This is a genomic window from Parabacteroides faecis (assembly GCF_014647375.1).
GTDB lineage: Bacteria > Bacteroidota > Bacteroidia > Bacteroidales > Tannerellaceae > Parabacteroides > Parabacteroides faecis.
Map to the genome: position 1 here is coordinate 196,679 of NZ_BMPB01000005.1, position 22,463 is coordinate 219,141.

General features: G+C 40.4%; 14 protein-coding genes. 13 read left to right on the forward strand and 1 reads right to left on the reverse strand.

What is annotated here, in order from left to right; all coding sequences use genetic code 11:
- Positions 1-8: 8 nt before the first annotated feature.
- A complete protein-coding gene (gene surE / locus IEY67_RS08430; protein WP_122374872.1) occupies positions 9-776 on the reverse strand; it encodes a 5'/3'-nucleotidase SurE in 768 nt (255 codons plus the stop codon).
- 1,035 nt (positions 777-1,811) lie between these two features.
- On the opposite strand from surE, the gene IEY67_RS08435 reads away from it, so the two are divergent.
- The 13 genes from IEY67_RS08435 (at position 1,812) to IEY67_RS08495 (ending at position 22,006) form a co-directional block, all read left to right on the forward strand.
- Positions 1,812-5,459 (forward strand): DUF6383 domain-containing protein, encoded by a 3,648-nt coding sequence (locus IEY67_RS08435; RefSeq protein WP_183671248.1) that lies wholly within the window; start codon positions 1,812-1,814, stop codon positions 5,457-5,459.
- Positions 5,460-5,852: 393 nt separating this feature from the next.
- Positions 5,853-6,617 carry a ParA family protein gene (locus IEY67_RS08440; RefSeq protein WP_122351783.1) on the forward strand — a complete coding sequence of 255 codons (765 nt, stop codon included), beginning with the start codon at positions 5,853-5,855 and terminating at the stop codon, positions 6,615-6,617.
- An 8-nt stretch (positions 6,618-6,625) separates the two neighbouring features.
- Positions 6,626-7,510 (forward strand): ParB/RepB/Spo0J family partition protein, encoded by an 885-nt coding sequence (locus IEY67_RS08445; RefSeq protein ID WP_122351782.1) that lies wholly within the window; start codon positions 6,626-6,628, stop codon positions 7,508-7,510.
- Between the two features lie 21 nt (positions 7,511-7,531).
- Complete coding sequence (locus IEY67_RS08450; RefSeq protein ID WP_122351781.1) at positions 7,532-8,257, forward strand: DUF5683 domain-containing protein; 726 nt, start codon at positions 7,532-7,534, stop codon at positions 8,255-8,257.
- 6 nt (positions 8,258-8,263) lie between these two features.
- Positions 8,264-9,790, forward strand: coding sequence for a lytic transglycosylase domain-containing protein (locus IEY67_RS08455; protein WP_122351780.1), 1,527 nt, complete (start codon positions 8,264-8,266; stop codon positions 9,788-9,790).
- A gap of 95 nt (positions 9,791-9,885) precedes the next feature.
- Positions 9,886-12,174 (forward strand): RelA/SpoT family protein, encoded by a 2,289-nt coding sequence (locus IEY67_RS08460; RefSeq protein ID WP_183671247.1) that lies wholly within the window; start codon positions 9,886-9,888, stop codon positions 12,172-12,174.
- A gap of 100 nt (positions 12,175-12,274) precedes the next feature.
- Complete coding sequence (gene fldA / locus IEY67_RS08465) at positions 12,275-12,784, forward strand: flavodoxin FldA (protein WP_122351778.1); 510 nt, start codon at positions 12,275-12,277, stop codon at positions 12,782-12,784.
- Positions 12,785-12,833: 49 nt separating this feature from the next.
- The gene (locus IEY67_RS08470; RefSeq protein ID WP_183671343.1) at positions 12,834-13,214 is read left to right on the forward strand and encodes a DUF2023 family protein; all 381 of its coding nucleotides are present in this window, start codon (positions 12,834-12,836) and stop codon (positions 13,212-13,214) included.
- 602 nt (positions 13,215-13,816) lie between these two features.
- Entirely contained in the window at positions 13,817-14,386 is a 570-nt protein-coding gene (locus IEY67_RS08475) for an RNA polymerase sigma-70 factor (RefSeq protein ID WP_183671246.1), read from the forward strand.
- Positions 14,387-14,453: 67 nt separating this feature from the next.
- On the forward strand, positions 14,454-15,434 hold the full coding sequence (locus tag IEY67_RS08480) for a FecR domain-containing protein (protein ID WP_183671245.1): 981 nt from the start codon (positions 14,454-14,456) through the stop codon (positions 15,432-15,434).
- Between the two features lie 132 nt (positions 15,435-15,566).
- Positions 15,567-18,950 carry a TonB-dependent receptor gene (locus IEY67_RS08485; RefSeq protein ID WP_183671244.1) on the forward strand — a complete coding sequence of 1,128 codons (3,384 nt, stop codon included), beginning with the start codon at positions 15,567-15,569 and terminating at the stop codon, positions 18,948-18,950.
- A gap of 27 nt (positions 18,951-18,977) precedes the next feature.
- The gene (locus IEY67_RS08490) at positions 18,978-20,909 is read left to right on the forward strand and encodes a RagB/SusD family nutrient uptake outer membrane protein (RefSeq protein WP_183671243.1); all 1,932 of its coding nucleotides are present in this window, start codon (positions 18,978-18,980) and stop codon (positions 20,907-20,909) included.
- Positions 20,910-20,980: 71 nt separating this feature from the next.
- Entirely contained in the window at positions 20,981-22,006 is a 1,026-nt protein-coding gene (locus IEY67_RS08495; RefSeq protein WP_183671242.1) for a glycoside hydrolase family 43 protein, read from the forward strand.
- Positions 22,007-22,463: the final 457 nt, after the last annotated feature.

The following is a 22,463-nucleotide window of genomic DNA, read 5'->3' on the forward strand; positions in this document are numbered from 1 at the left end:
AGAGTAATTTATTTTACTTCCCATTCCTTACATTTCTCCATCCACTCGTAATCTGTTACATCGAGTTTACAGGGAACCAGCGAAGCATATCCGCTATCGAGTGCCAGCATATCGTTATCTGAATGGATCGGTTTGGCATTCTCAAAAGAACCTGTCAACCAAAATACCGGTTTGCCTGCTCCGTCCTCCGAACGCTTATACTCCTTAACCCACTTTCCGGCAGCCTGACGGCATATCTTCATACCTTTTACTGTCTCTACTTTCGGCACATTCAGATTCAGATAAGTCCCGGCAGGCAATCCTTCTTTTAGTACACGGCGGGCTACCATACGTCCCAGGCGACAGCATTCTGTGAAATCTGCATCCGGATGATGGTCGAGCAGTGAGACACCCATCGAAGGTACACCGAATACACAGCCTTCGGCGGCAGCCCCCATGGTTCCTGAATAAAGAACGGCTATTGCCATATTTCCTCCGTGATTAATACCGGAAACAAGCAGATCCGGTTTACGGTCGAGTACTTCATTAATGGACAGTTTTACACAATCCACCGGTGTTCCCGTACATTTATATATTGTCAGTCCTTTTTCTTTTTTCACCAGACTGTATTTGATCGGATTCTCAGATGTAATCGCACTACTCATACCCGAACGTGGGCCGTCAGGAGCAAATACAACCAGATCTCCCAGGTCTCTCAGGCATTCTGTCAACTCTTTGATACCTTTGGCATCTACGCCATCGTCATTTGTAATCAGGATAAGCGGTCTATCGTTCATTGCAACTTATTTTTGTAATACCACTACAAATGTAACGATAATCTTTTGACGGAGGATGCTTTTAATTTTTTCTTAACGTTCTTCCGGGTTGTTTGTCTTTTATGTCTTTTCATGCAGAGAAGTCTGGTTGTTTCAGGAATTATGTAGGGGGCCGTTTATCTTCTTTTGTTTGACTTATGGGAGGAGTAAGTTCTCCTTTCGGAGACTCAAGGGGAGAGCTTTGCTAATCTAAACAATTAACTCTAATATATTATATCTGTAATATATTCTTTTCTAAAAAGTAAGCTATACATTACATATTAGAATACAATACTTTACTTTTAAGTAAGGCATGGCTTACATATATATAGCATAGGAAAAATATATTAAATTCTTGGTTTTGATGGATTATTTCTCTTAGAGAAATTTCTTGGTGTATTAGATGTTGTTGAAACAGATTTCCCTGTGTAGACAATTATGGAAAAATAACTTGATGAAGTTGTTTTATATAGTTGGTTTTGTCGTTAATGGGTTGATTAATAAGTTATAATGTTGTTGCTTGAAAAAAGATGCTACTGATTTGCGTTATCTTTTGATTATAATTGGATGTTTTTGAAGGAAGTATAAAATGAAAGTAGGAGCTTCTGGTGGCGGAGGTGGTTGAAATCCAGGGATATACTGTTTATTTATATTAATGTACGCATGTACATTAATATATTTGATCGATATTGTTCTTTAATTGAGTGAGTAAATTATAGCTTAAATAAAGTGAAATGTATGACTAGCTAAAACGATCGTTTTTTCTCGTCAACAAAAGTAAGCATTTGTTTGATTTCGGCAATTCTTTTTCGATTATTTTTTTCAACCTTATGTTCTTTCTTATCAATTGAATAGCATCGTTTGTATGAATCTCCCGTTTTAAGGGACGAACCCTCCAAGTCATGACGAGAAAAAACGATCGATTAATTTAGTCATAGGACAAGAAGTGTTTTTTGATAGCGATCGTGTTGAATAAGAACTTATTACACTTTAGTATTAATATTAAATTTTAGAATTATGAACAAAAAGTTTTCTACTCTGGTAGGATGCTTGGCTTTGGGAACGTTGTTTTCGGCAAATGCAACAGTACAAGATGCTTATCGTACATTTGCAACAACTTCCGTATCCAAAACATCTACAGGTAATGCTGGTCTATCTGCTTTGACTGGTGGTGCAACATTCAATGGGGCTGCTTGGTCGCAGGATGTTTACCATATCCAAGACAATCTTCTTTATCAATTACAGGTAACTGCCGGTGACAATATTCAGGATGATGGTACAGACCCTTATGTATTGATTCAGGAAAGAAATTACGAAACAGGTAAGATCTATCTGAAAGCAGTTAAATCCAGTGAAGCTCCTCTGAATGCTTCTTTGTGGACAATCAAGTATGACAAACAAGATGGTGTAAGCGGTGGTAAATTTACTTATGTAAATAAAGAAACCGGTTTCGCTTTGACGTTTGATCATGATCGTGCTGCAAAAACTGTTGGTACAGCTGCAAATGCTAAAGCAACAGCTGCTGTAGAAATGAATGGTTGTACTGACAACTGGTCATGGTATACAGTAAACAGCAATACTGTTGCTTTTACTTATTCTCCTGTGTTCTCTTATCTTCATAATCAGGCGAATAATCAGGTGATGTGTTTGGTTGTTGCTGATGATGCAACAGTAACCGCTGATTTGGCTGCTAATGGTATGAATAAGACAGGTGTTCTGTTAACTTCAGCTGTATATGATTCAAATGTAGCAGGTCCGTCAATGGGTAATATCCCTACTATTGCAGTAAATCTTAAGCCAGTGGTTGCTAACCCGATCATCATGACTGCAAACGATTTGAATGCTCGTATGGATGCTGATTTCCATGCAACTAACTTCGAATTTTTGATTAATCCGAATACTTTGGAAGGAACAACCCCTTTCACTGGATCATTCGTTGCTGAAGAAAATGCTTTAAGCTTGCCGACAGCGATGGGTATCGATAAGAAATTTAATTTGAACTTCAAGCTTGGAAATGGTTATCTGTTGGCAGATACAGCTCGTTACCAGGAAGAGAACTATGCTCCTTCGGTTTCTCCTTCTGTTAAGTTTGCCGTAAAGACTCCGGTTGCTGCAGATAATGATTATATGAAGGCTCGTTACTACTTCAAAGCGACTTATTTCCCGACAAACGACAGCTTGCTGATTGAACCGTTGAATGCTGCTGTTCAGGATGATGATGAATTCAATGCTAAAGATGCATGGAAAGATTCAAAAGCTTGTACTTCATACTTCCAGAACGATTATACCGTATCAAATACGTTTACTAATCTAAAACCGTATGCTGGTTCAACAACAGTTTCTTTGACTGCTGCAACAATTCCGGGTCAGACAAATCCGGTGTTGACAGTTGCTAAAGACAACCGTGATGAATTTAAGGTAAAGACATCTGTTGTACGTCCGTTCGATTATCTGACTCGTGGTACAGTTGCTGATGGCTTGTATTTCATCAATCTGTATACAACTAAATCTTCTGTAGAACGTGCCAACGGTATGTATATCGTTGAAAACATGGAAGGTAACATGATGTATGACAACCAGGCTATGGATCAGGACTTCTCTTTGATGCCTGCTACACAGTGGGTTGTTGAACAGTTGGATTGCAACGATGCTTCAAGCGTAGCACGTCGTGTGAAGATTCACAACCGTGAATATGCTGATCAGGTATTTGAAGGTCAGTTATATAATATGGGTACTACTGCTGCTGGTCAAACAATCTACCGCTTTATCGACCGTACTTATGTAGGTGGAAATGATAACAAGGGTATGTTCAATAACCAGAATCTGGGTGTTCAGGATTCTATCATCTTCACTGCAGTAACTTCTCCGATCGCTAAAACAGCTTACCACGGATACAAGAAGTTCACCGTTGACGAACTGAGCAATGGTATTGAAAACAACTATACTATCAAGTATTATCATTTCAATAACGATAATCTGTATTTGCAGAGTGAAGTAGGTAAAATCTCTAAAGCTGAAGAAGCTACAGATCCTACAATCTACGAAATCGCTGAAGCAACATTGCCTAACAATGGTGGTGCTATTGTAAACAATTTTGGTTATTCGTTGACAGGTTATCAGGATTTGGAAAGAACAGCTTATGTTCTGAAACTGAAAGATGCTAATTTATTAGACAACGATAAGAAGTATATTGCATTGGTTAAAAATACACAGGATAACAACTATTATTACGAAGCAGTTAAGAAAGCTGATATCGATGGTGTAAACGCTAAATGGGCTTACTTCTATCTGAAAGCAGATCAGGTTCGTTCTGATGCTAACAATGCAGTAACTGATACTTGTTATGTATTGGTAGACATTCAGAATACCAATGGTGTATTAGAAACTTCTAATGGTTGGAATAAGGCTAATGTTGTAGATGGTCTGGGTACATTACGTTTCTCAAGCCTGAACGACAATCCTGAAGATCGTGCTTCTGCATTCTATTTCCAGCATAAGATACGTCCGCAGTATATCGATATGACTGCTGATTATGACATGCCGATGAACAATGTAGTGAAGATCTACAGAAAGAGCGGTAATGCAAATGAATATCTGTTTGAAGATAGCGGTGACAGTAAGAACGTGAGCGCTTCTCAGCCGATCGCCGATGTTAACTTCCTGGGTATTGAAAGTAAGGGCGTTTCAACTGACGCAGCTGCTATGTATGTTGACAAAGTTCTGTCTTCTAATAAATTTATGCCTCAGTATCTGTTTGCTGTTGATGTTGATTCTATTCCTGACGGATTCTTGTGCGGAAGTAAAACTCATGGTTATTGGGAAACTGAAGCTGAAGCAAAAGCAGCTGATGACAATCATTATGTAGCTTACAATGGTTACCTGGCAGGTCGTTTCTTAGTTAATTATACTGATTCTGTTCAGCCTAATAATAATGTAATGACTGATGCTGATAAATTCAAGTTCGAAAATTACACTCGCTTAGGATTTGTAGAAGGTGTTCATCAGGTGACAACTGATGCTAACGGTAATATTACTGCTGAAACTCTTTATATCCTGAAGAACGGTAAGACTTTAGCAGATGTTACAACTATCGTTAATAATTCGGAAACAGGAACAAAAGTAATTGATTTCGATTTGCTTCGTGCTAATTCTGTGGCAAATGTACTTGACGGTGCTCATAAGAACTATGCATTCTCTCTGAGAAAGATCAATGACCAGGCTGATGAAACTGCTGATGCAAGTGAAGGCTTCCTTCTGGAATCTAATGGTCAGGGTTCTGCTATCGGTTCATTCGCAGGTGCTTGGGTGAAAGTTCATAACGGTATTCCTGTATTGGCTCAGATTACACCGACAGGTGATCATGAAGACATTTCAGCTTCTATCAACGAAGTAATCAACCAGTCTCAGGTATTCCACTTCGGTCAGACAGACGAAACTCCGACAGAAAACGAAGGTGTTAAAACTACCGAAGTATCTGTATCTGTAATTCCTGGTGCTGTTGTAGTGAAGGGAGCTGAAGGTAAGACTGTTGCTATCAGCAATGTTCTTGGTCAAACCATTGCTAACACAGTAATCACTTCCAGTGAAACTACAATCTCTGTTCCTTCAGGTATTGTATTCGTAGCTGTAGAAGGTGAAAGTGCTGTTAAAGCAGTTATCAAATAAGAAATTTATAATCAAAATAAATCATTCTGCGTAATGGTTCTCCTTCGGGAGAACCATTCAGTAGTCCGTGACGGACGAACAAGTAGAGTGATGAATATTAAGTAATGAAATAAAGTTCTTCTGTCGAGTACTCCTGCGAAGGAGGAAAGCAGACAAAAAACAAGCCTCTCCGGCATCAACCGGAGAGGCTTTGTGTTTTTTAAACTTTCGTTATCATTTCCAAAAAAGTATATGCATATTCCTCATTTGGAACAAGTTATTAAATATTCTGTTTATATTTGCAAGTTATCAACAGTTAGGGCGACTTTTCAACAAAACGAGCATTGTTTTGCTTAAACCTGATTTCGTTAGGTTTTTAATGTTTAGTTTTGCCGCTGAATTAATAGACGAAGTATGGGAAAGATTATCGCTTTAGCAAATCAGAAAGGTGGAGTTGGTAAGACAACGACCACGATTAATCTGGCTGCATCCCTCGCTGCACTCGAAAAGAAAGTGCTTGTTGTTGATGCGGACCCGCAGGCAAATGCCTCCTCCGGACTGGGTGTGGATATTCGGAATGTCGAGTTGTCTATCTATGAATGCCTGGTGAATGGTGAGGATGCCAAAGGAGCCATTATCCCTACCGAGGTAGAAGGACTGGATATTATCCCGTCACATATCGACCTGGTTGGTGCGGAGATTGAAATGCTGAACATGGAGAACCGTGAACAAATTCTGAAACAGATTCTCGTTCCCCTCAAGGATATGTACGATTTTATCCTGATTGACTGTTCTCCTTCTCTGGGGCTGATCACAGTAAATGCCCTTACTGCAGCCGATTCGGTCATGATCCCCGTTCAATGCGAGTATTTTGCACTGGAAGGTATCAGTAAACTGTTGAATACGATAAAGATTATTAAATCGAAGCTGAATCCGGCTTTGGAAATCGAGGGATTCTTGCTGACGATGTACGATTCGCGCCTTCGTCTGGCCAACCAGATATACGAAGAGGTGAAACGTCCGTTCCGCGATCTCGTTTTTACAACCGTTATCCAGCGTAATGTGAAACTGAGCGAAGCCTCCAGCTACGGTAAACCGGTCTTACTTTACGATGCCGAATCGAAAGGAGCGCTTAACCATATGCAGTTGGCACAGGAGCTGATAGACAAAAACAAATAAGTAGAATTATGGCAGTAATGAAAAGATCGGCACTTGGCCGTGGATTGGATGCTTTGATCACGATGGACGATCTGAAGACAGGTGGTTCGTCTTCTATCAGCGAGATAGAATTGAGCAAGATTCAACCCAATCCGGAGCAACCCCGTTCTATATTTGAGGAAGAAGCACTGGAAGAACTGGCGACTTCTATTCGTTCCCTGGGTGTTATCCAGCCGATAACCCTGAAAGAGATGGGACCGGAGAAGTACATGATCATCTCCGGTGAACGCCGCTATCGTGCCTCCCTGATGGCAGGTCTGGAGCAGATCCCTGCCTATATCAAGACAGCCGCCGACGAGAATGTAGTCGAGATGGCGCTGATCGAAAATATACAGCGTGAAGACCTTAACTCGATAGAAATTGCGTTGGCCTATCAGAAGCTGATAGATAGTTATGGTCTGACCCAGGAAAAACTCAGCGAACGGGTAGGAAAGAAGCGGGCGACTATCGCCAATTACCTTCGCCTACTGAAGTTACCGGCTGAGATACAAATGGGGTTGAAAGACAAAAAGATAGATATGGGACATGCACGTGCCCTGCTACCGGTAGAAGATCCGGAAGTGCAGCTGGCATTGTATGAACAGATACTGGCAGAAGGACTTTCCGTTCGTAATGTGGAAGAGATCGTCCGTAACGGGGCGGAGGCTGTAACTCCGGAAAAGAAGGAGAAGGCAGCAGGACGCAAGCAGATGCTTCCCGAAGAATTTAATCTGCTGAAAGATCATTTGTCCCGGTTCTTTAATACAAAAGTACAACTGGCATGCAACGAGAAGGGGAAAGGACGTATCACGATTCCTTTTACCTCGGAAGAAGAATTGGAAAGACTGATCGGTCTGTTGGATAAATTGAAATAAGTTGACGGTATATTCGTGAGGATGAAATTAAAAATAAGCAGGATACTGTGCTTACTGATGGTGCTGACAGGTATCTCTTTATATTCGAAAGCACAAGGTAAGGCAGTTATACTTGACGCCGATACGGTGGTTGTTGCGCCACCTGACTCTACTGTGCAGGCTGTACTTCAGTCTGCCGATTCGGCAAGCCAGGTCAACAAGGTGAAGGAAGTCGATATGAAACCGTTCAAACCCAATCCGACAAAGGCGGTCATCTTTTCGGCTATTTTGCCGGGGTTGGGGCAGATATATAACAGGGCATACTGGAAACTTCCTATTGTATATGGCGGTTTTATGGGATGTATCTACGCGATTACCTGGAATAATAAAAACTATAAGGATTATTCGTCGGCTTATTTTGATTTGATGTATGATGTGAAGAATAATCCGGATGATCCGAAGAAATGGAGTGAATCGTGGGTGTCCATAGCCAAGAAGAACGGATATGAACCCGAAAAATTCATTACGGACACACGGTGGCAGGATAATATCAAACGCCGTAAAGATTATTTTCGTCGTTACAGGGACTTGAGTATTATCATTACAGCCGGTGTTTATGCTATCTGTATGATCGATGCTTATGTGGATGCCCAGTTGTTCGACTTCGACATATCGCCTGATCTGAGTATGCGGCTGGAACCGATGGTTATGCCAAAGACCAGCTTCAGCGAGCGTATATATGGCCTGAATTGCAGTATAAAATTCTAATAACACATGAAATACTTATTATCATTACTCTGTTTCTGCTGTTTCGTTACTGTTGCCCATGCACAGGAAACAATAACTGAAAATGAAGAACCTCAGTATTCGGACCTCTCTGCCGATTCTTTGTCGGTCGATGTGGGCTTGATACCCGAAAGTCTGGATGCAGATGTCGACAGTCTGCTTCGTTCCTGGCATGTGCAATATTTCTCCAAACGGGATGAATACTGCCATGACGATGAAGCAAATGTGTGGTTCCCTGACTCTGTCTACCGGGAACGTCTGGAAAGTTTGCCGCGTGTTATTTCTTTACCTTATAATAAGGTAGTACGCGATTGTATCGATTTATATGCCGACCGCCGCCGTAACCTCGTACGCTATATGCTGGGTATGGCGGATTTTTATTTTCCTATTATCGAGCAGGTGCTGGATGAACATGGTTTACCTATTGAACTGAAATATCTGGCTGTAGTGGAAAGTGCCTTGAATCCGGTCGCTTTATCCCGTGTCGGTGCCTGCGGCTTGTGGCAGTTCATGCTTCCGACTGGTAAGATTTACGGTTTGGAGATCAATAGCCTTGTCGACGATCGCCGCGATCCGGTAAAAGCCACTCATGCTGCCTGCCGTTATTTTAAAGATATGTATGCCATCTACGGTGACTGGAATCTCGTGCTGGCTTCTTATAACTGTGGCCCGGGTAATGTGAATAAAGCGATACGTCGCTCGGGAGGTAAGACTGATTTCTGGGAGATATTCCCTTATCTGCCCAAAGAAACCCGGTCGTATGTCCCCCTGTTCATTGCAGCCAATTATATTATGAACTACTATTGCGATCATAATATTTGCCCGATGCAAACAAGTATGCCATTGGCTACCGATACGGTTGTGGTTACAAAAGCATTGCATCTGGAGCAGGTGGCGGAAGTGTTGCAAATGGATATAGAGCAGGTCCGTGCCTTGAATCCGCAATATAAGCGCGATATCATTCCCGGAAACACAGAACCATCCGTACTGAAGTTGCCGGTAAACCAGACATATGCTTTTATTGATAAAGAAGATACGATTTACACTCACCGTGCGGAAGATTTGCTGGAGAATTGCCTGGCCTATAATCCGAATGGAACCGAGAGCGGAAAATCATCTAATCGTGAAAAGATAACCCATCGTGTAGCTTCCGGTGAAAATATTTATACAATATCCGATCGCTATGGCGTGACACCGAAAGAAGTGCGCCAGTGGAACGGATTGAAGTCAAATCGTTTGGCTAGTGGTCGCCGCCTGACTTTGTATGTTGATAACGGAGGTGTGGCTTTTGCTTCCGCAACGAAGTCTAAAACGACACAGAAGACGACTTCTTCATCCGAAATTGTTGAAAAACAGAGTAATGGCTTTATCTCTTATAAGGTTAAATCGGGAGATTCACTGTATACGATCTCTAAAAAGTATCCAGGTGTATCCGCCGCTTTGATACAAAAGGCGAACGGATTATCGAATGCAAATATTCGTCCCGGTCAGGTTCTGAAAATTCCTGTGGGATAAAACATGCTATTTTCCCGGCTTCCGTGCTGATGTTTCATGAATATTTGTATATTTGTGGTTACAGACGTTAGATATAAAAAGAAGAGGTTGTAACCATGAGCGATGCGATAGACACAAAAGACACAAAGGATGCAGGTGAAATGACACCGGCTATGTTGGCGGATGAAAAGATGATCCAGGACGGTTTTAATGAGTTGCTGGACGACTATCTGAAATCGAACCACCGGAGAAAAGTGGAGCGCATTACCAAAGCGTTTAACTTTGCCAACCAGGCACATGCAGGCGTGAAACGTCGTTCCGGTGAACCTTATATCATGCACCCTATCGCTGTTGCACGGATTGTTTGCCGTGAGATGGGATTGGGGTCTACCTCTATTTGTTCGGCATTGCTCCATGATGTGGTGGAAGATACGGAGTATACCGTACAGGATATCAGCGATATGTTTGGTCCGAAGATCGCACAGATCGTAGACGGACTGACTAAGATCTCCGGAGGTATCTTTGGAGAACAGGCCTCCGCCCAGGCGGAAAACTTCCGTAAGCTGTTGCTTACCATGAGTGACGATATCCGTGTGATCCTGATCAAAATAGCCGACCGTCTGCATAATATGCGAACCTTGGGTTCCATGCTTCCCGCCAAACAATTCAAGATTGCCGGAGAAACACTTTATCTCTATGCTCCTTTAGCGCATCGTCTGGGTCTTTTTACTATCAAAACGGAACTGGAAGACCTGAGTTTCAAATATGAACATCCCCAGGAATATGATTTTATCGAACAGAAACTGAAGTCTACGGAAGAAAGTCGTAATACTTTATTCGAGCACTTTGCAATCCCAGTCGATAAAAAGTTGAAGGATATGGGCTTGAATTATGAAATGAAAGCCCGTGTGAAATCAGCCTATTCCATCTGGAACAAGATGGAAAGTAAAGGAATCACTTTTGAGGATATCTATGATCTGTATGCCGTCCGTATCATTTTCGACCCGCTGCCGGGTGTGGATGAAAAAAATATGTGCTGGGATATCTACTCGGCTATTACCGATATTTACCGTATCCGTCCCGACCGTATCCGCGACTGGGTGAGCCGTCCGAAAGCGAACGGATATCAGGCTCTTCACCTGACGGTTATGGGACCTGACGGACAATGGGTGGAAATACAGATCCGCAGCCGCCGTATGGACGATATCGCCGAGAAGGGATTTGCCGCACACTGGAAATATAAAGAACACAGTGTGGAGGAAGATACCGAACTCGACAAATGGCTTCAGACAATTACTGAGATCCTCGAAAGTCCGGACCCGAATGCACTCGACTTCTTGGATACGATCAAACTGAACTTGTTTACTTCTGAGATATTCGTATTTACTCCGAAAGGAGATATCAAGACGTTGCCACAAGGTGCAACAGCGCTTGACTTTGCTTATGCACTACATACCAATATCGGCAATAAATGTATCGGGGCGAAAGTAAATCATCGTCTGGTGCCTCTCAGTCATCCGCTGGCCAGTGGAGACCAGGTGGAGATATTGACTTCCCGTTCCCAGGAACCGCAGGCAGAATGGCTTAATTTTGTCACGACGGCAAAAGCCCGTTCGAAGATCGATGCCGTACTAAAACGTGCCCGTAAGGATGCCGCCAGGCTGGGAGAGGAAAAGGTTATTGTTGCCTTCAAGCGTTCGGAAATGGAGCCGAGTACTTCCAATCTGGATAAGCTCTGTATGTATTTCGGTTTCTCCAAACGTGAAGAGTTTTATTATGCTGTAGAAAAAGGAGATGTAGCCTTACCCGATAACATAAAGAAATTATTGAAAGAGAAGACTGACAATGTCTTATTCAAATATGTAAAGCAGGCACTGGGTGTCGGCTCTAAGAATAATAAGTCGAAAGAGGAAACAGCGCAGGAAGAAAAGCCGAAAGTAAAATATGATAAGTCGAAACCTTATATTTTGCGCGAAGAAGCTTTTGAACGTAACTATGTGATTGCAGAATGCTGTAAGCCGATTCCGGGTGATGAAGCGCTGGGCTTTATCAACGACGACGGAAATGTCGTTGTTCATAAACGTTCCTGTCCGATCGCCATGCGGTTGAAGAGTAGTTTTGGCGAACGTATCCTGAATACGGAATGGAGTAGCCATAAGAATGCTTCTTTCGAAGCTACTTTGGAGGTGAAAGGTATCGACTCGATCGGCGTTCTGAATACGATCACCAAGACGATTGCCGATGATTTCAGTGTAAATATCATGCGTCTGCTTATTGAAGCGAAAGACGGTGTGTTTGAAGGAAAGATTAAGATGAAAGTACACGATGTGGAAGATATCCAGAAAATGTGTGTGACGCTTTCAAAGATCAAGAACATTAAGTCAGTCGGTCGTGTGGCAGACTAACAAGGTAGGTATTTTAACCCCTTAAAATACACATTTCTAGGTATTGCCTTTATACCGGAGATATATGACCTTTGTCTTCATCAATTAAATTATAAAACAGATGAAGACAATTGGTATTTTTTACGGTTCTTCAACCGGGACAACAGAAGATATTGCAAAACGTATAGCAGCCAAATTAGGTGTGGATGCTTCTAACCTGTATGATGTAGCGAAGGCTTCTCCTTCGGATCTGGGTAATTATGAAGCGTTAATTCTAGGTAGCTCTACCTGGGGAGCCGGCGATTTGCAGGATGACTGGTATGATTTCCTTGCTAAGATAAAAAAGTTGGATTTATCCGGTAAGCTCGTGGCTATTTTCGGTTGCGGCGACTCTTCCTCTTTCAGCGACACCTTCTGTGACGCTATCGGAACGATCTATACTGATTTGCAGGGTACAGGATGCACATTTATCGGAAATGTGGCAACAGACGGTTATTCCTACGATGATTCGACAGCTGTTGTCGACGGGCAGTTCGTCGGTCTTCCGCTGGATGAGCTGAATGAAGACGACCAGACCGAATCCCGCCTCGATGCATGGATCGCCTCTTTGAAGAAAGAAGGATTGGAGTAATTGATTTCAAACGTATATTATTAAGATACTATCAGTCAGCATCATGGTAATGGCCAGAGATAATAAAATTCCCGGAGAGGTAAAGGTTTTTCTGAATCATATCTACGAATATAAAAAAGGGGTACGAAGCATGGTTTTGTGCACGATCAATAAATCTTATGAGCGGATTGCAACCGATCGTCTGGAAAGCCAGCAGATTTGTTATGTGAAGCAGGATGCCGGTGAGCGGAGCGTCAATATCTATTTCGGCAGGCCCGAATGTATTGAAGCCATCCGTTTACTGGTTACCCGGCCTTTGAATTTGCTTACTCCGGAAGAGGATTTTATTCTCGGTGCTTTACTGGGATATGATATTTGTATGCAGTGTGAACGTTTCTGTACTAAGAAGAAACAGGCATTATCATCTGACCTGGCTGGTATGGTAGGATAGTTTTCCCTAAAATTGTTTATTTACAGAAGAGTGTCATACTTTGGTATGGCGCTCTTTTTGTTTGCCCAGCACGACCATATTCTATCGGATACAAGTCTCTAACGCACCCTAACAGCGGGAAGCGTCCAGTCGCAGTAACGGTAACCCCTCAATCCTTGGGTTATACAGCCAATTGCATCGTGGTTGAAGAACCGCTATATGCTGAACGGCACGTACAGTGGTGTGAGAGGTCGGAAAATGAAGTAGGAGGAAAATGAAGAAGTTTTCCTCCTACTCGATTGTTGAGACACCGAGAAGTCATCATTAGTATCTTTTTTCCCCTATGCTTAAAATTTGATTTGTTTGTCTAACCAATAACTTTTAATATATTTGCGTTGTTTAACTGATTCTTTCGGATAAAATCTGGTAAATTTATAGAAGAAGATGGGTTAACGTATTCCGCATCGTATTTGTAAATATGGTATGGGGGTATGTTGCTTATTTACTTCTACGGTATTCCAGAGCTTTCCGATAGATAAGTTACTGCTCTCACACTTCATATATAATTAAAAAAGTATTATTTGGAGATCGAGAAGCCGTGATTTAATTTACACAGAAGAAAGATGCTGGCTGAAAAGAAAATACTATCTGACCATTTTGAAGAAATATATGTCTCCTGGTTTTCCCGGATGAAGTATTTCGCATTGGAGTATGTCGTGTCGGAAGAAGACGCCGAGAATGTCGTGCAAGACGTATTTACCGAGCTATGGGAAAGAAAAGAAATCCTGGCATATGATGTGAACCTGGTCGCCCTGCTCTTTACTTCGATTAAGAACCGTAGTATCGACCTCTTACGCCACCGCATTGTTGTGAGGGAGGCTGTCAACCTGATGCAGGAAGAATATCAGGCTACTTTGCGGATGAAACTTACCTCTCTGGAATTATTCGATCAGTCCCTACTCTCCGAGCAAGATATCGAACGGATTATTACCGAAGTAATAGATTCTCTGCCAGAAAAATGTCGGAAAATTTTTATCAAAAGTAAGATAGAGGGTAAAAAGCAGAAAGACATAGCTGTCGAATTGAATATTTCCCTTAAAACCGTTGAAAACCAAATGGCTATCGCTTATAAGAAAATTAAAAGCGAATTGAAAGACTATCTCCCCTTATTAATATTTTTGCTCGCTAATTAAAAAAAACGTTTATCCTCTTGGGGGTTTTGGTTTCCTGATCCGTTTATTAATAACAAAAGCGGAAAATATGAACGAACGGATACATAAATACTTTTATGAGGAACTTTCCACGGAAGAGCGACTATCCCTGCTGCGCGATGTCGAGGCGAGCGAAGAACTCAAAAAAGAATTTGCGGAATATCAAAATCTATATGCCTTGTTGAACTTAGGATATCAGGTACAGGATAAAGCAATCGGCAAACAGAAATACGATCGCTTTATTTTGCAGAAGCAACACGCTATAATGTGGAAGCGTTGGACACGCCGGATTGGGTATGCGGCTGCTATTCTGATATTAGTCGTTTCAACAAGTATATTGACATATTGGTATGCACAGCCTGAGCAAACGGAGTTTTTATCGGAGAATGTGATGAATACTGTGTACGCTCCTGCCGGACAGCGGGCACAACTGGTCTTGCAGGATGGGACGGAAGTCTGGTTGAATGCAGGATCTCGACTTGATTATCCTTCTGCTTTTGCAGAAGAGAGGAGAGTCTATCTTACAGGTGAGGGATTTTTTAAAGTTGCTAAGGATAAAACAAGACCATTTGTTGTCTCTACACAGACGATTGACATAAAGGCTTTAGGTACGGAGTTCAATGTACTTAGCTATCCAAAATCAAAATATGCGGAGGTTTCTTTACAAGAAGGTTCTGTCAAAGCTTATTTTCCTGAATCTGAATCTGAAGGATTGATTTTGTCTCCGGGACAATTGTTGGTGCAAAAGGGAGATTCATTAAAGCTAGAGAATATGAATTGGGATGAGTTGCTTTGGAAAAAGGGAATTTATGTTTTTAGAAAGCAAAAATTGGAGACTATAATAGAAAAGCTGGCATTGTATTTTAATGTAGATATAATTGTCCGGAATCCAGAAATACTGGAGTATGAATATGTCGGTAAATTTCGTCAAAGGGATGGTATTATGACTATTTTGAAGGTGATTCAAGATATTCATCATTTTAAGATTGAGAAAAATGATGAGTTGAATCAAATCGTTTTATCTAAATAATGTGTTTAATATTTTAAAATAAATGTATCTATGAGCCCATGAAAAAATGTAAATCGGCAGATATTGCAGTATCTGCCGATTTTAGAAAGTAAACCTGTTAGAATAATTAGTATTTACTTAATTTACAAATGTATGAAAAAATCCTTGTTAATATATGGGGAATACCCCAAAATAGTAAAAAAAACGTTCAGAGTTATGAAAGCAGCTTTCTTTTGCATGTTCGTTTTTGTTTTGCATTCTTTTGCTTTTGACAGTAATGCACAAGATGCAGTGGTAGAACTTCGGTCAGAAAATCTTTCGATAGAAGAACTGTTTAAGGAAATCGAAAAGCAGACAGATTATTTGATAGTTTATAGTACAAGTGAAATAAACTCTAATTTTAATGTGTCGCTAAGTAAGAGAAAGGCAGTAGTTGCGGACTTATTGAATGAAGCGCTGAAAGGGCAAAACTTGCAGTATAAGTTTTCTGATAATTATATCGTTTTACGGCTTGCTCAAGCGATAGAAGAAAAGAAACCAGGAAAATATATAGAAATTTCCGGTACTGTTTATGATAAGAATCGGGAAATTCTTCCGGGTGTAAATATCAGTGTTATTACGGATTCTTCTATTGCTGGGACTATAACGGATGCAGATGGGCATTTCTATTTAAAAGTTCCTGATAAGAATACAGTGATTGAAATTTCTTATATAGGGTTTAAATCTCAACAGATAAAAATTGGAGATAAGATAAATTTCGATATTGTATTGGAAGAGGACGTGACGGAATTAGGTGAAGTTGTTGTTACAGGGTATGGCAGTCAGAAAAAAGCTTCGGTTATTGGTGCGATCGAGACAATACAACCTACAAAATTGCAATATGGTTCCACCCGTTCATTCTCTAACAATTTGGCGGGTCAGGTTGCTGGTGTGATTGCCGTACAACGTACTGGTGAACCGGGATCGGACAATTCTCAGTTTTGGATTCGTGGTCTTTCTTCTTTTGCCGGTAATACAAATCCTTTAGTTTTGGTTGATGGTGTTGAACGGGATCTGAATAATATTGATCCGGCCGAAATCGAATCTTTTTCGGTATTGAAAGATGCATCTGCTAGTGCCATGTATGGTGTACGTGGTGCAAATGGGGTTGTTGTTATTACGACTAAACGTGGACAAGTTGGCGCTCCTTCAGTGAATTTTCGAATAGAACATGCGATTTCGACTCCGACGAAATTGCCGGACTATATTGGTGCTGCAGACTGGATGACGCTAAGGAACGAATTGTCGGATCCATCAAGTTTACCTTATACACAGGAACAGATAGATAGAACTCGGAATGGATATGATCCGGAACTTTATCCAGACGTGAACTGGATAGATGAAGTGACAAAAGATTATGCTTATTCTACTCGTGCCAATTTGACGGTTAACGGAGGATCTACATTTTTACGTTATGCGTTGGTCGCTTCTTATTATAATGAAAAAGGAATTATAGAGACAGACCCTTCTCTGACTTATGATACGGATATTAAGTTAAACCGATATAATGTGCGTGCTAATGTGGATGTGGATATTACGAAGAGTACCACTTTGCGTATAAATATCGGAGGATATATGCAGGAACATAGGGGACCTTTTTATTCAACCAATGATATTTTATTTAACGCATTTAGTAGAAGACCATGGGAATATGCTGTTCGTTACTCTAATGGGGCAATTCCTCATATTGAAGCATCGGGTACAGGTATCAATAATCCTTGGGCTATGGCTACGCAGTATGGATATAAAACAAATACACAGTCCCAGATTCAATCGTTGGCGACTTTAGAACAGGATCTGAAAATGTTGACTCCCGGCTTAAAAGCCAAACTTAGTTTTTCGTTTGACTCCTATAATTATTCATGGCGAGATAGGAGTGCGGATCCAGCACGTTATACTCCGGCTACTGGGCGTGATGATGATGGTAACTTGATAATAAACCAGTCTCATTATGGGAGTGAGTCATTGGGACTTGGATCGGGTGGTGATTATGGAACCAAACAGACTTATATGGAAGCAACGATGACTTATCATCGTTTGTTTGGGGACATACATGATGTGGATGGCTTATTCCTGTATAATCAACAAAGTTATGATAATGGATCTGTACAACCTTTCCGTAAGCAAGGTATAGCCGGACGTTTGTCTTATATGTATGATAGCCGCTATATTGGGGAGTTTAATTTTGGTTACAATGGTTCTGAAAACTTTGCCAAAGGCCAGCGTTTTGGTTTTTTCCCGTCAGTAGCTTTAGGGTGGCTTGCGTCGGAAGAACCGTTTATGGAATCTACAAAAAGTGTTATTCATAAATTGAAGGTTAAAGCCTCATATGGAAAATCTGGAAATGATAACATCGGTGGCCGTCGTTTTGCTTATATCACAACGGTGAATTCAGGGAATGGATATGTTTTCGGGGAAAACAAAAATTATACAACATCCGGATATACAGAAGGAGAAATCGGTACAAATGATTTGACATGGGAAGTATCTTGGAAGTCAAATGTGGGTTTTGAATTGGGACTTTGGGAAGCTTTAAACTTGAATGTTGATGTTTTCCACGAATGGCGTTCTAATATATTTATGCAACGTCAGACGATTCCTAACCTCACCGGTTTTATATCATTGCCGTATGGTAATTTGGGAAAAATGGAAAATCAAGGAGTGGATCTGTCTTTAGGTTTCCAAAAACAACTGAACAAAGATTGGTCCGTCACATTTAATTCAACTTTTACTTATGCCAAAAATAAAGTGACAGAGTATGATGAACCGGCAAGTTTAGCAGGAACGTATCGTTCTAAAACAGGAGGTGGTTCTATCAATACGTTATGGGGATTGATTGCTGATAGGTTATTTACTGAAAATGATTTTAATCCAGATGGGAGTTTGAAAGAAGGGATCCCTAACCAGTTGGTTGGTTCTGGCAACCTTCGCCCTGGTGATATTAAGTATGTGGATCGTAATGAGGATGGAGTTGTTACGACGGAAGATGAAGGTTATATTGGTGGCACCGTCGATCCGCGTATCGTTTATGGCTTTGGTGCATCAGTAATCTATCGCAATTGGGATTTAAATGTCTTCTTTCAGGGAATGGGTGACACTCATAGAATAATAGGAGGGGGAAATGCTTGGTTGCCGGGAACAGGTAATAGTGCAAACATTTTTACCAATTATCAAGATCGCTGGACAGAGGAGAATCCTTCACAAGATGTTTTTTATCCTCGTTTAGATGCTTCTCCTAATGAAAACAATTATCGTGCTTCTACTTGGTGGAAAAAGGATATGAGTTTTTTGCGTTGCAAAACGATTGAGTTAGGATACAATTTACCTAAAACCTTTTTAAGTAAAGCTCGCTTAAAGAGTTTGCGCGTTTATGTAAGCTGTAATAATCCATTTTATTTCTCCAAATTTAAACTTTGGGACCCGGAATTAAATACGTCTAATGGTACTATATACCCACAGATGGCTTCGGTACAAATGGGGCTGGATTTAAATTTTTAATAATGAAAATGTTATAAAATAAATAAGATGAAAAGATTGAAATCAAAATATCTGGTAGTTGCAGCTTTTGCTTTACTTTCATTTATGTCTTGTGATTTTTTGGAAAAGGAACCAGATACAGAATTGACGATGGACATTGTCTTTGATGATAAAAATAAGGTAGAAGGTGTATTAGGCTATGTATATAATGGCTTGCCTACTCCTGGCGATTATACACATGGATTAGGCTGGAGCGTTTGGGGAGATGAACTCGTGTGGAATCGATTAGTAAATTGGGGAGTACTCTCTGTGCAAGAAAGGTTATTCAATGGAACCTGGAATGTTGCTACTGCGCCGAGTTGGAATATGTGGAATGAATACCCTAAACGGATTCGTCATGCTTATCTGTTTCAGGAAAAAGCTCATGAAATTGCAGGTTTACCTCAAGAAACAATAGATCGGATGAAAGCCGAATGCCGTTATTTAGCTTGTTATTATTGGTGGCATTTGACTGAAAATTATGGCCCTATCCCTTTTATACCCGAAATGTTTTCAACAGATGTACCATTGGCAGAAATGCAGAAAGCGCGTACTTCTTTTGATGATATAGTTTCGTATTTAGATAAAGAATTGTTGGCTGTTTCAGAGTTGCTACCCGATAAGTATACTGCTACTAATGAATATGGGCATGCTACTTCAATTATGGCGTTAACTACTCGTGCTCGTATGCTGCTTTTTGCGGCCAGTCCGTTGGTAAATGGTAATTCTTGGTATAAGGATTGGACTAATGTTGATGGAAGTCAGTTGTTTAGTCCTGTTTATGACCAGCAGAAATGGATAAAAGCAGCTGAGGCTTGCAAACTTGTGATTGATAGAGCAGAGGCTGCTGGACATGCTTTGTTTATCGCTTATAATAAGGATGGGTCTATAGATCCTTTTCGGTCTACGAGAGATCTTTTTTTTACAACAGAGTCTGCTGGGAATCCAGAGATAACATTTCCTATGACAAATGATTTGGGTCATACGAATTTTGAGGGTTACGAAGATCTTTGTATTACTCCTGAATTTGGAGATGCAGGATGTTTAGGGGTATATCAAGGTTTAGTGGATGCTTACTTTATGAGTAATGGATTACCTGCTATTACAGGGTATAAGGCAGACGGGAACCCGATAATTAATGAAGAGTCTGGATATTCCGAGGAAGGATTTACAACAGAAGTTACGAAACGTGCCGATACTTCTTGGGATGAAGGTACAGGAGTAGCGGGCGAAGTTACACCAGCAGGAATTTGGAAGATGTATTATAATCGTGAGCCTCGTTTTTATACATCTGTAAGTTATCATGGTTCATGGTATAAAGTGGCAGAACGTCCTTTTGATTTTTTGTGTTATGGAAAAGATAACAATCATCAGTGGAATTCACCGCGTAATGGTTATTTGGTACGTCGTAAAGTTTATCAAGGGGATAATAGTAAAAATGGGATATGGTATCGAAATCGGACTGAATGGCTTTATCGTTTGGGTACTAGTTATTTGGATTATGCAGAGGCTGTTAACGAGGCTTACGATAACGCAACGGGACGATTGGAGGCTTTGAAATATCTCAATCATATACGTCTGCGTGCTGGCTTACGTCAATATACAATTAACGCTGTTGCTGCAAATAACCCAGACTATATTCACGTAGATAATACGCAAGATGCTATTCGTAATGTTGTACGCATGGAACGGCGTGTAGAATTCGTTTCAGAGGGTATTCGTTGGTTTGATATACGTCGTTGGAAAATTGCTGAAAGTATACCGGAGATGAATGGCTATTTAATGGGCTTAGACTGGGATTGCACGGACATTAATAATTTCTATAAACGGGTGGGAGATCCGGAACATAATCGTGTATGGAAAAAAGCCTACTATTGGATGAATATTGAAATTTCAGAATTAGAGAAAAATCCGAATTTAGTACAAGCTCCTTATTGGTAAAAAAGAAATGAGAGTGTATAAGATACAACTGCGGGAGGACACTCTCATTCAATTATGAAACTTTATAGATCATGATAAAGAAAAAATATATATATGTTATTTACTTATTCCTTTTTTTGGTGGTTTGTCATGGCAGACCACTAAAAGGGAGTTGTAATAAGCATTTAAATCCTTTAAAAACAACAGATAGTGTGGCATTGTCTGTTGCAGATCCTTTTGTTTATAAATTTGATAGTTTATACTATCTGACTGGTACGACATCTTTACCGGAGGGAATGGGATTTGCTTATTATACTTCTACGGATTTAATCACATGGGAGTATAAAGGCCTTTTGTATCGTAAACCGGAAAATCATATTGGCAGTCATGCTTTTTGGGCACCAGAAGTGGAGTATTATAAAGGAAAATTTTATATGACGTATAGTTGCTACGTGGAAGAGCGAGGTTTAATGCTTACTTGCCTGGCCTCCAGCGAAAAACCGGATGGTCCTTTTGTTGATCTTTACACTCCTTGGTTCGACTTAGGATATTCTGCAATAGATGCTGATATTTTTGTAGATGATGATGGGACTCCTTATGTCTATTATAGTAAAAATAGAATACAAGAGACATTGGCTGTAGGCGAGCTTTATGCCGCACGATTGGCAACAGACCTTTCGGGGCTTGACGGAAATCCTGTTTTTATTTCAGGGGCTTCCCAATCATGGGAAAAAGTAAATTGGGATAAAAATCGATGTAATGAGGGAGCTTATGTATTTAAAAGAAATGGGATTTATTATATGACTTACTCTGCGAATGATACAGGATATGGACATTATGGGATAGGGGTCTCTCATTCAAAAAGCCCTTTAGGTCCTTGGACTAAAAGTCTTAATAACCCTCTTTTGACGACTAATCTTTCAAAAGGCATTTCTTCGCCGGGACATAATTCAATAGTAGAGGCACCTGATGGTAGATTTTGTATGATCTATCATCGTCATGCTGACCCATATTGCCAGAAACCAAATTGGGATAGAGTTGTTTGTATGGATCGCTTGTTCTTCGATGAACAAGGCGAATTGCAGATTGAAGATTCTTTACATTATTTATTGCCATGAGTGGATACAAATTGTAGATGGAAGTATTAAATTGATGAAACTTATTTTCCATAGACCGAATTCTCCTTATGGATCGGAAAGAGCTTGTATTTATGAATTGGAAGATATGGGGGATATGTTGGTTCTGAAAGATGAGCATATTGTTTAGTGATTCTTTTTCAATTCATGGGGGTATACTATTTTTTTCAAAAAAATAGTATACCCCTTATTTATTATAAAGAAATTATTTCCGAGTGGGGATGATTTATGTTTTTCTCTTATAACCGTTGAAAAGAAAGGTGAGTCTTGGTAGAACTATGGTGTTTGTGTTTAACCTCTATTAGTAGAAAGCTGTGAAATACCTCTCCGATAGTTTAAAATCCGTCGTAAAATTAATATAAATAAAGTAACAAACAAATAATATTCAGCATATTTTTACTCAAACCTCCTATATGCACCATAGTCCTACCAAGACGAT

Excerpts from the sequence above, each read along its gene's own strand:
- surE (WP_122374872.1), bottom strand. The coding sequence starts at position 776 with ATGAACGATAGACCGCTTATCCTGATTACAAATGACGATGGCGTAGAT.
- IEY67_RS08480 (WP_183671245.1), top strand. The coding sequence starts at position 14,454 with ATGAACGAACGGATACATAAATACTTTTATGAGGAACTTTCCACGGAA.
- IEY67_RS08455 (WP_122351780.1), top strand. The coding sequence starts at position 8,264 with ATGAAATACTTATTATCATTACTCTGTTTCTGCTGTTTCGTTACTGTT.
- IEY67_RS08460 (WP_183671247.1), top strand. The coding sequence starts at position 9,886 with ATGAGCGATGCGATAGACACAAAAGACACAAAGGATGCAGGTGAAATG.
- IEY67_RS08445 (WP_122351782.1), top strand. The coding sequence starts at position 6,626 with ATGGCAGTAATGAAAAGATCGGCACTTGGCCGTGGATTGGATGCTTTG.
- IEY67_RS08440 (WP_122351783.1), top strand. The coding sequence starts at position 5,853 with ATGGGAAAGATTATCGCTTTAGCAAATCAGAAAGGTGGAGTTGGTAAG.
- IEY67_RS08485 (WP_183671244.1), top strand. The coding sequence starts at position 15,567 with ATGAAAAAATCCTTGTTAATATATGGGGAATACCCCAAAATAGTAAAA.
- IEY67_RS08490 (WP_183671243.1), top strand. The coding sequence starts at position 18,978 with ATGAAAAGATTGAAATCAAAATATCTGGTAGTTGCAGCTTTTGCTTTA.
- IEY67_RS08475 (WP_183671246.1), top strand. The coding sequence starts at position 13,817 with ATGCTGGCTGAAAAGAAAATACTATCTGACCATTTTGAAGAAATATAT.
- IEY67_RS08450 (WP_122351781.1), top strand. The coding sequence starts at position 7,532 with ATGAAATTAAAAATAAGCAGGATACTGTGCTTACTGATGGTGCTGACA.
- fldA (WP_122351778.1), top strand. The coding sequence starts at position 12,275 with ATGAAGACAATTGGTATTTTTTACGGTTCTTCAACCGGGACAACAGAA.
- IEY67_RS08435 (WP_183671248.1), top strand. The coding sequence starts at position 1,812 with ATGAACAAAAAGTTTTCTACTCTGGTAGGATGCTTGGCTTTGGGAACG.
- IEY67_RS08495 (WP_183671242.1), top strand. The coding sequence starts at position 20,981 with ATGATAAAGAAAAAATATATATATGTTATTTACTTATTCCTTTTTTTG.
- IEY67_RS08470 (WP_183671343.1), top strand. The coding sequence starts at position 12,834 with ATGGCCAGAGATAATAAAATTCCCGGAGAGGTAAAGGTTTTTCTGAAT.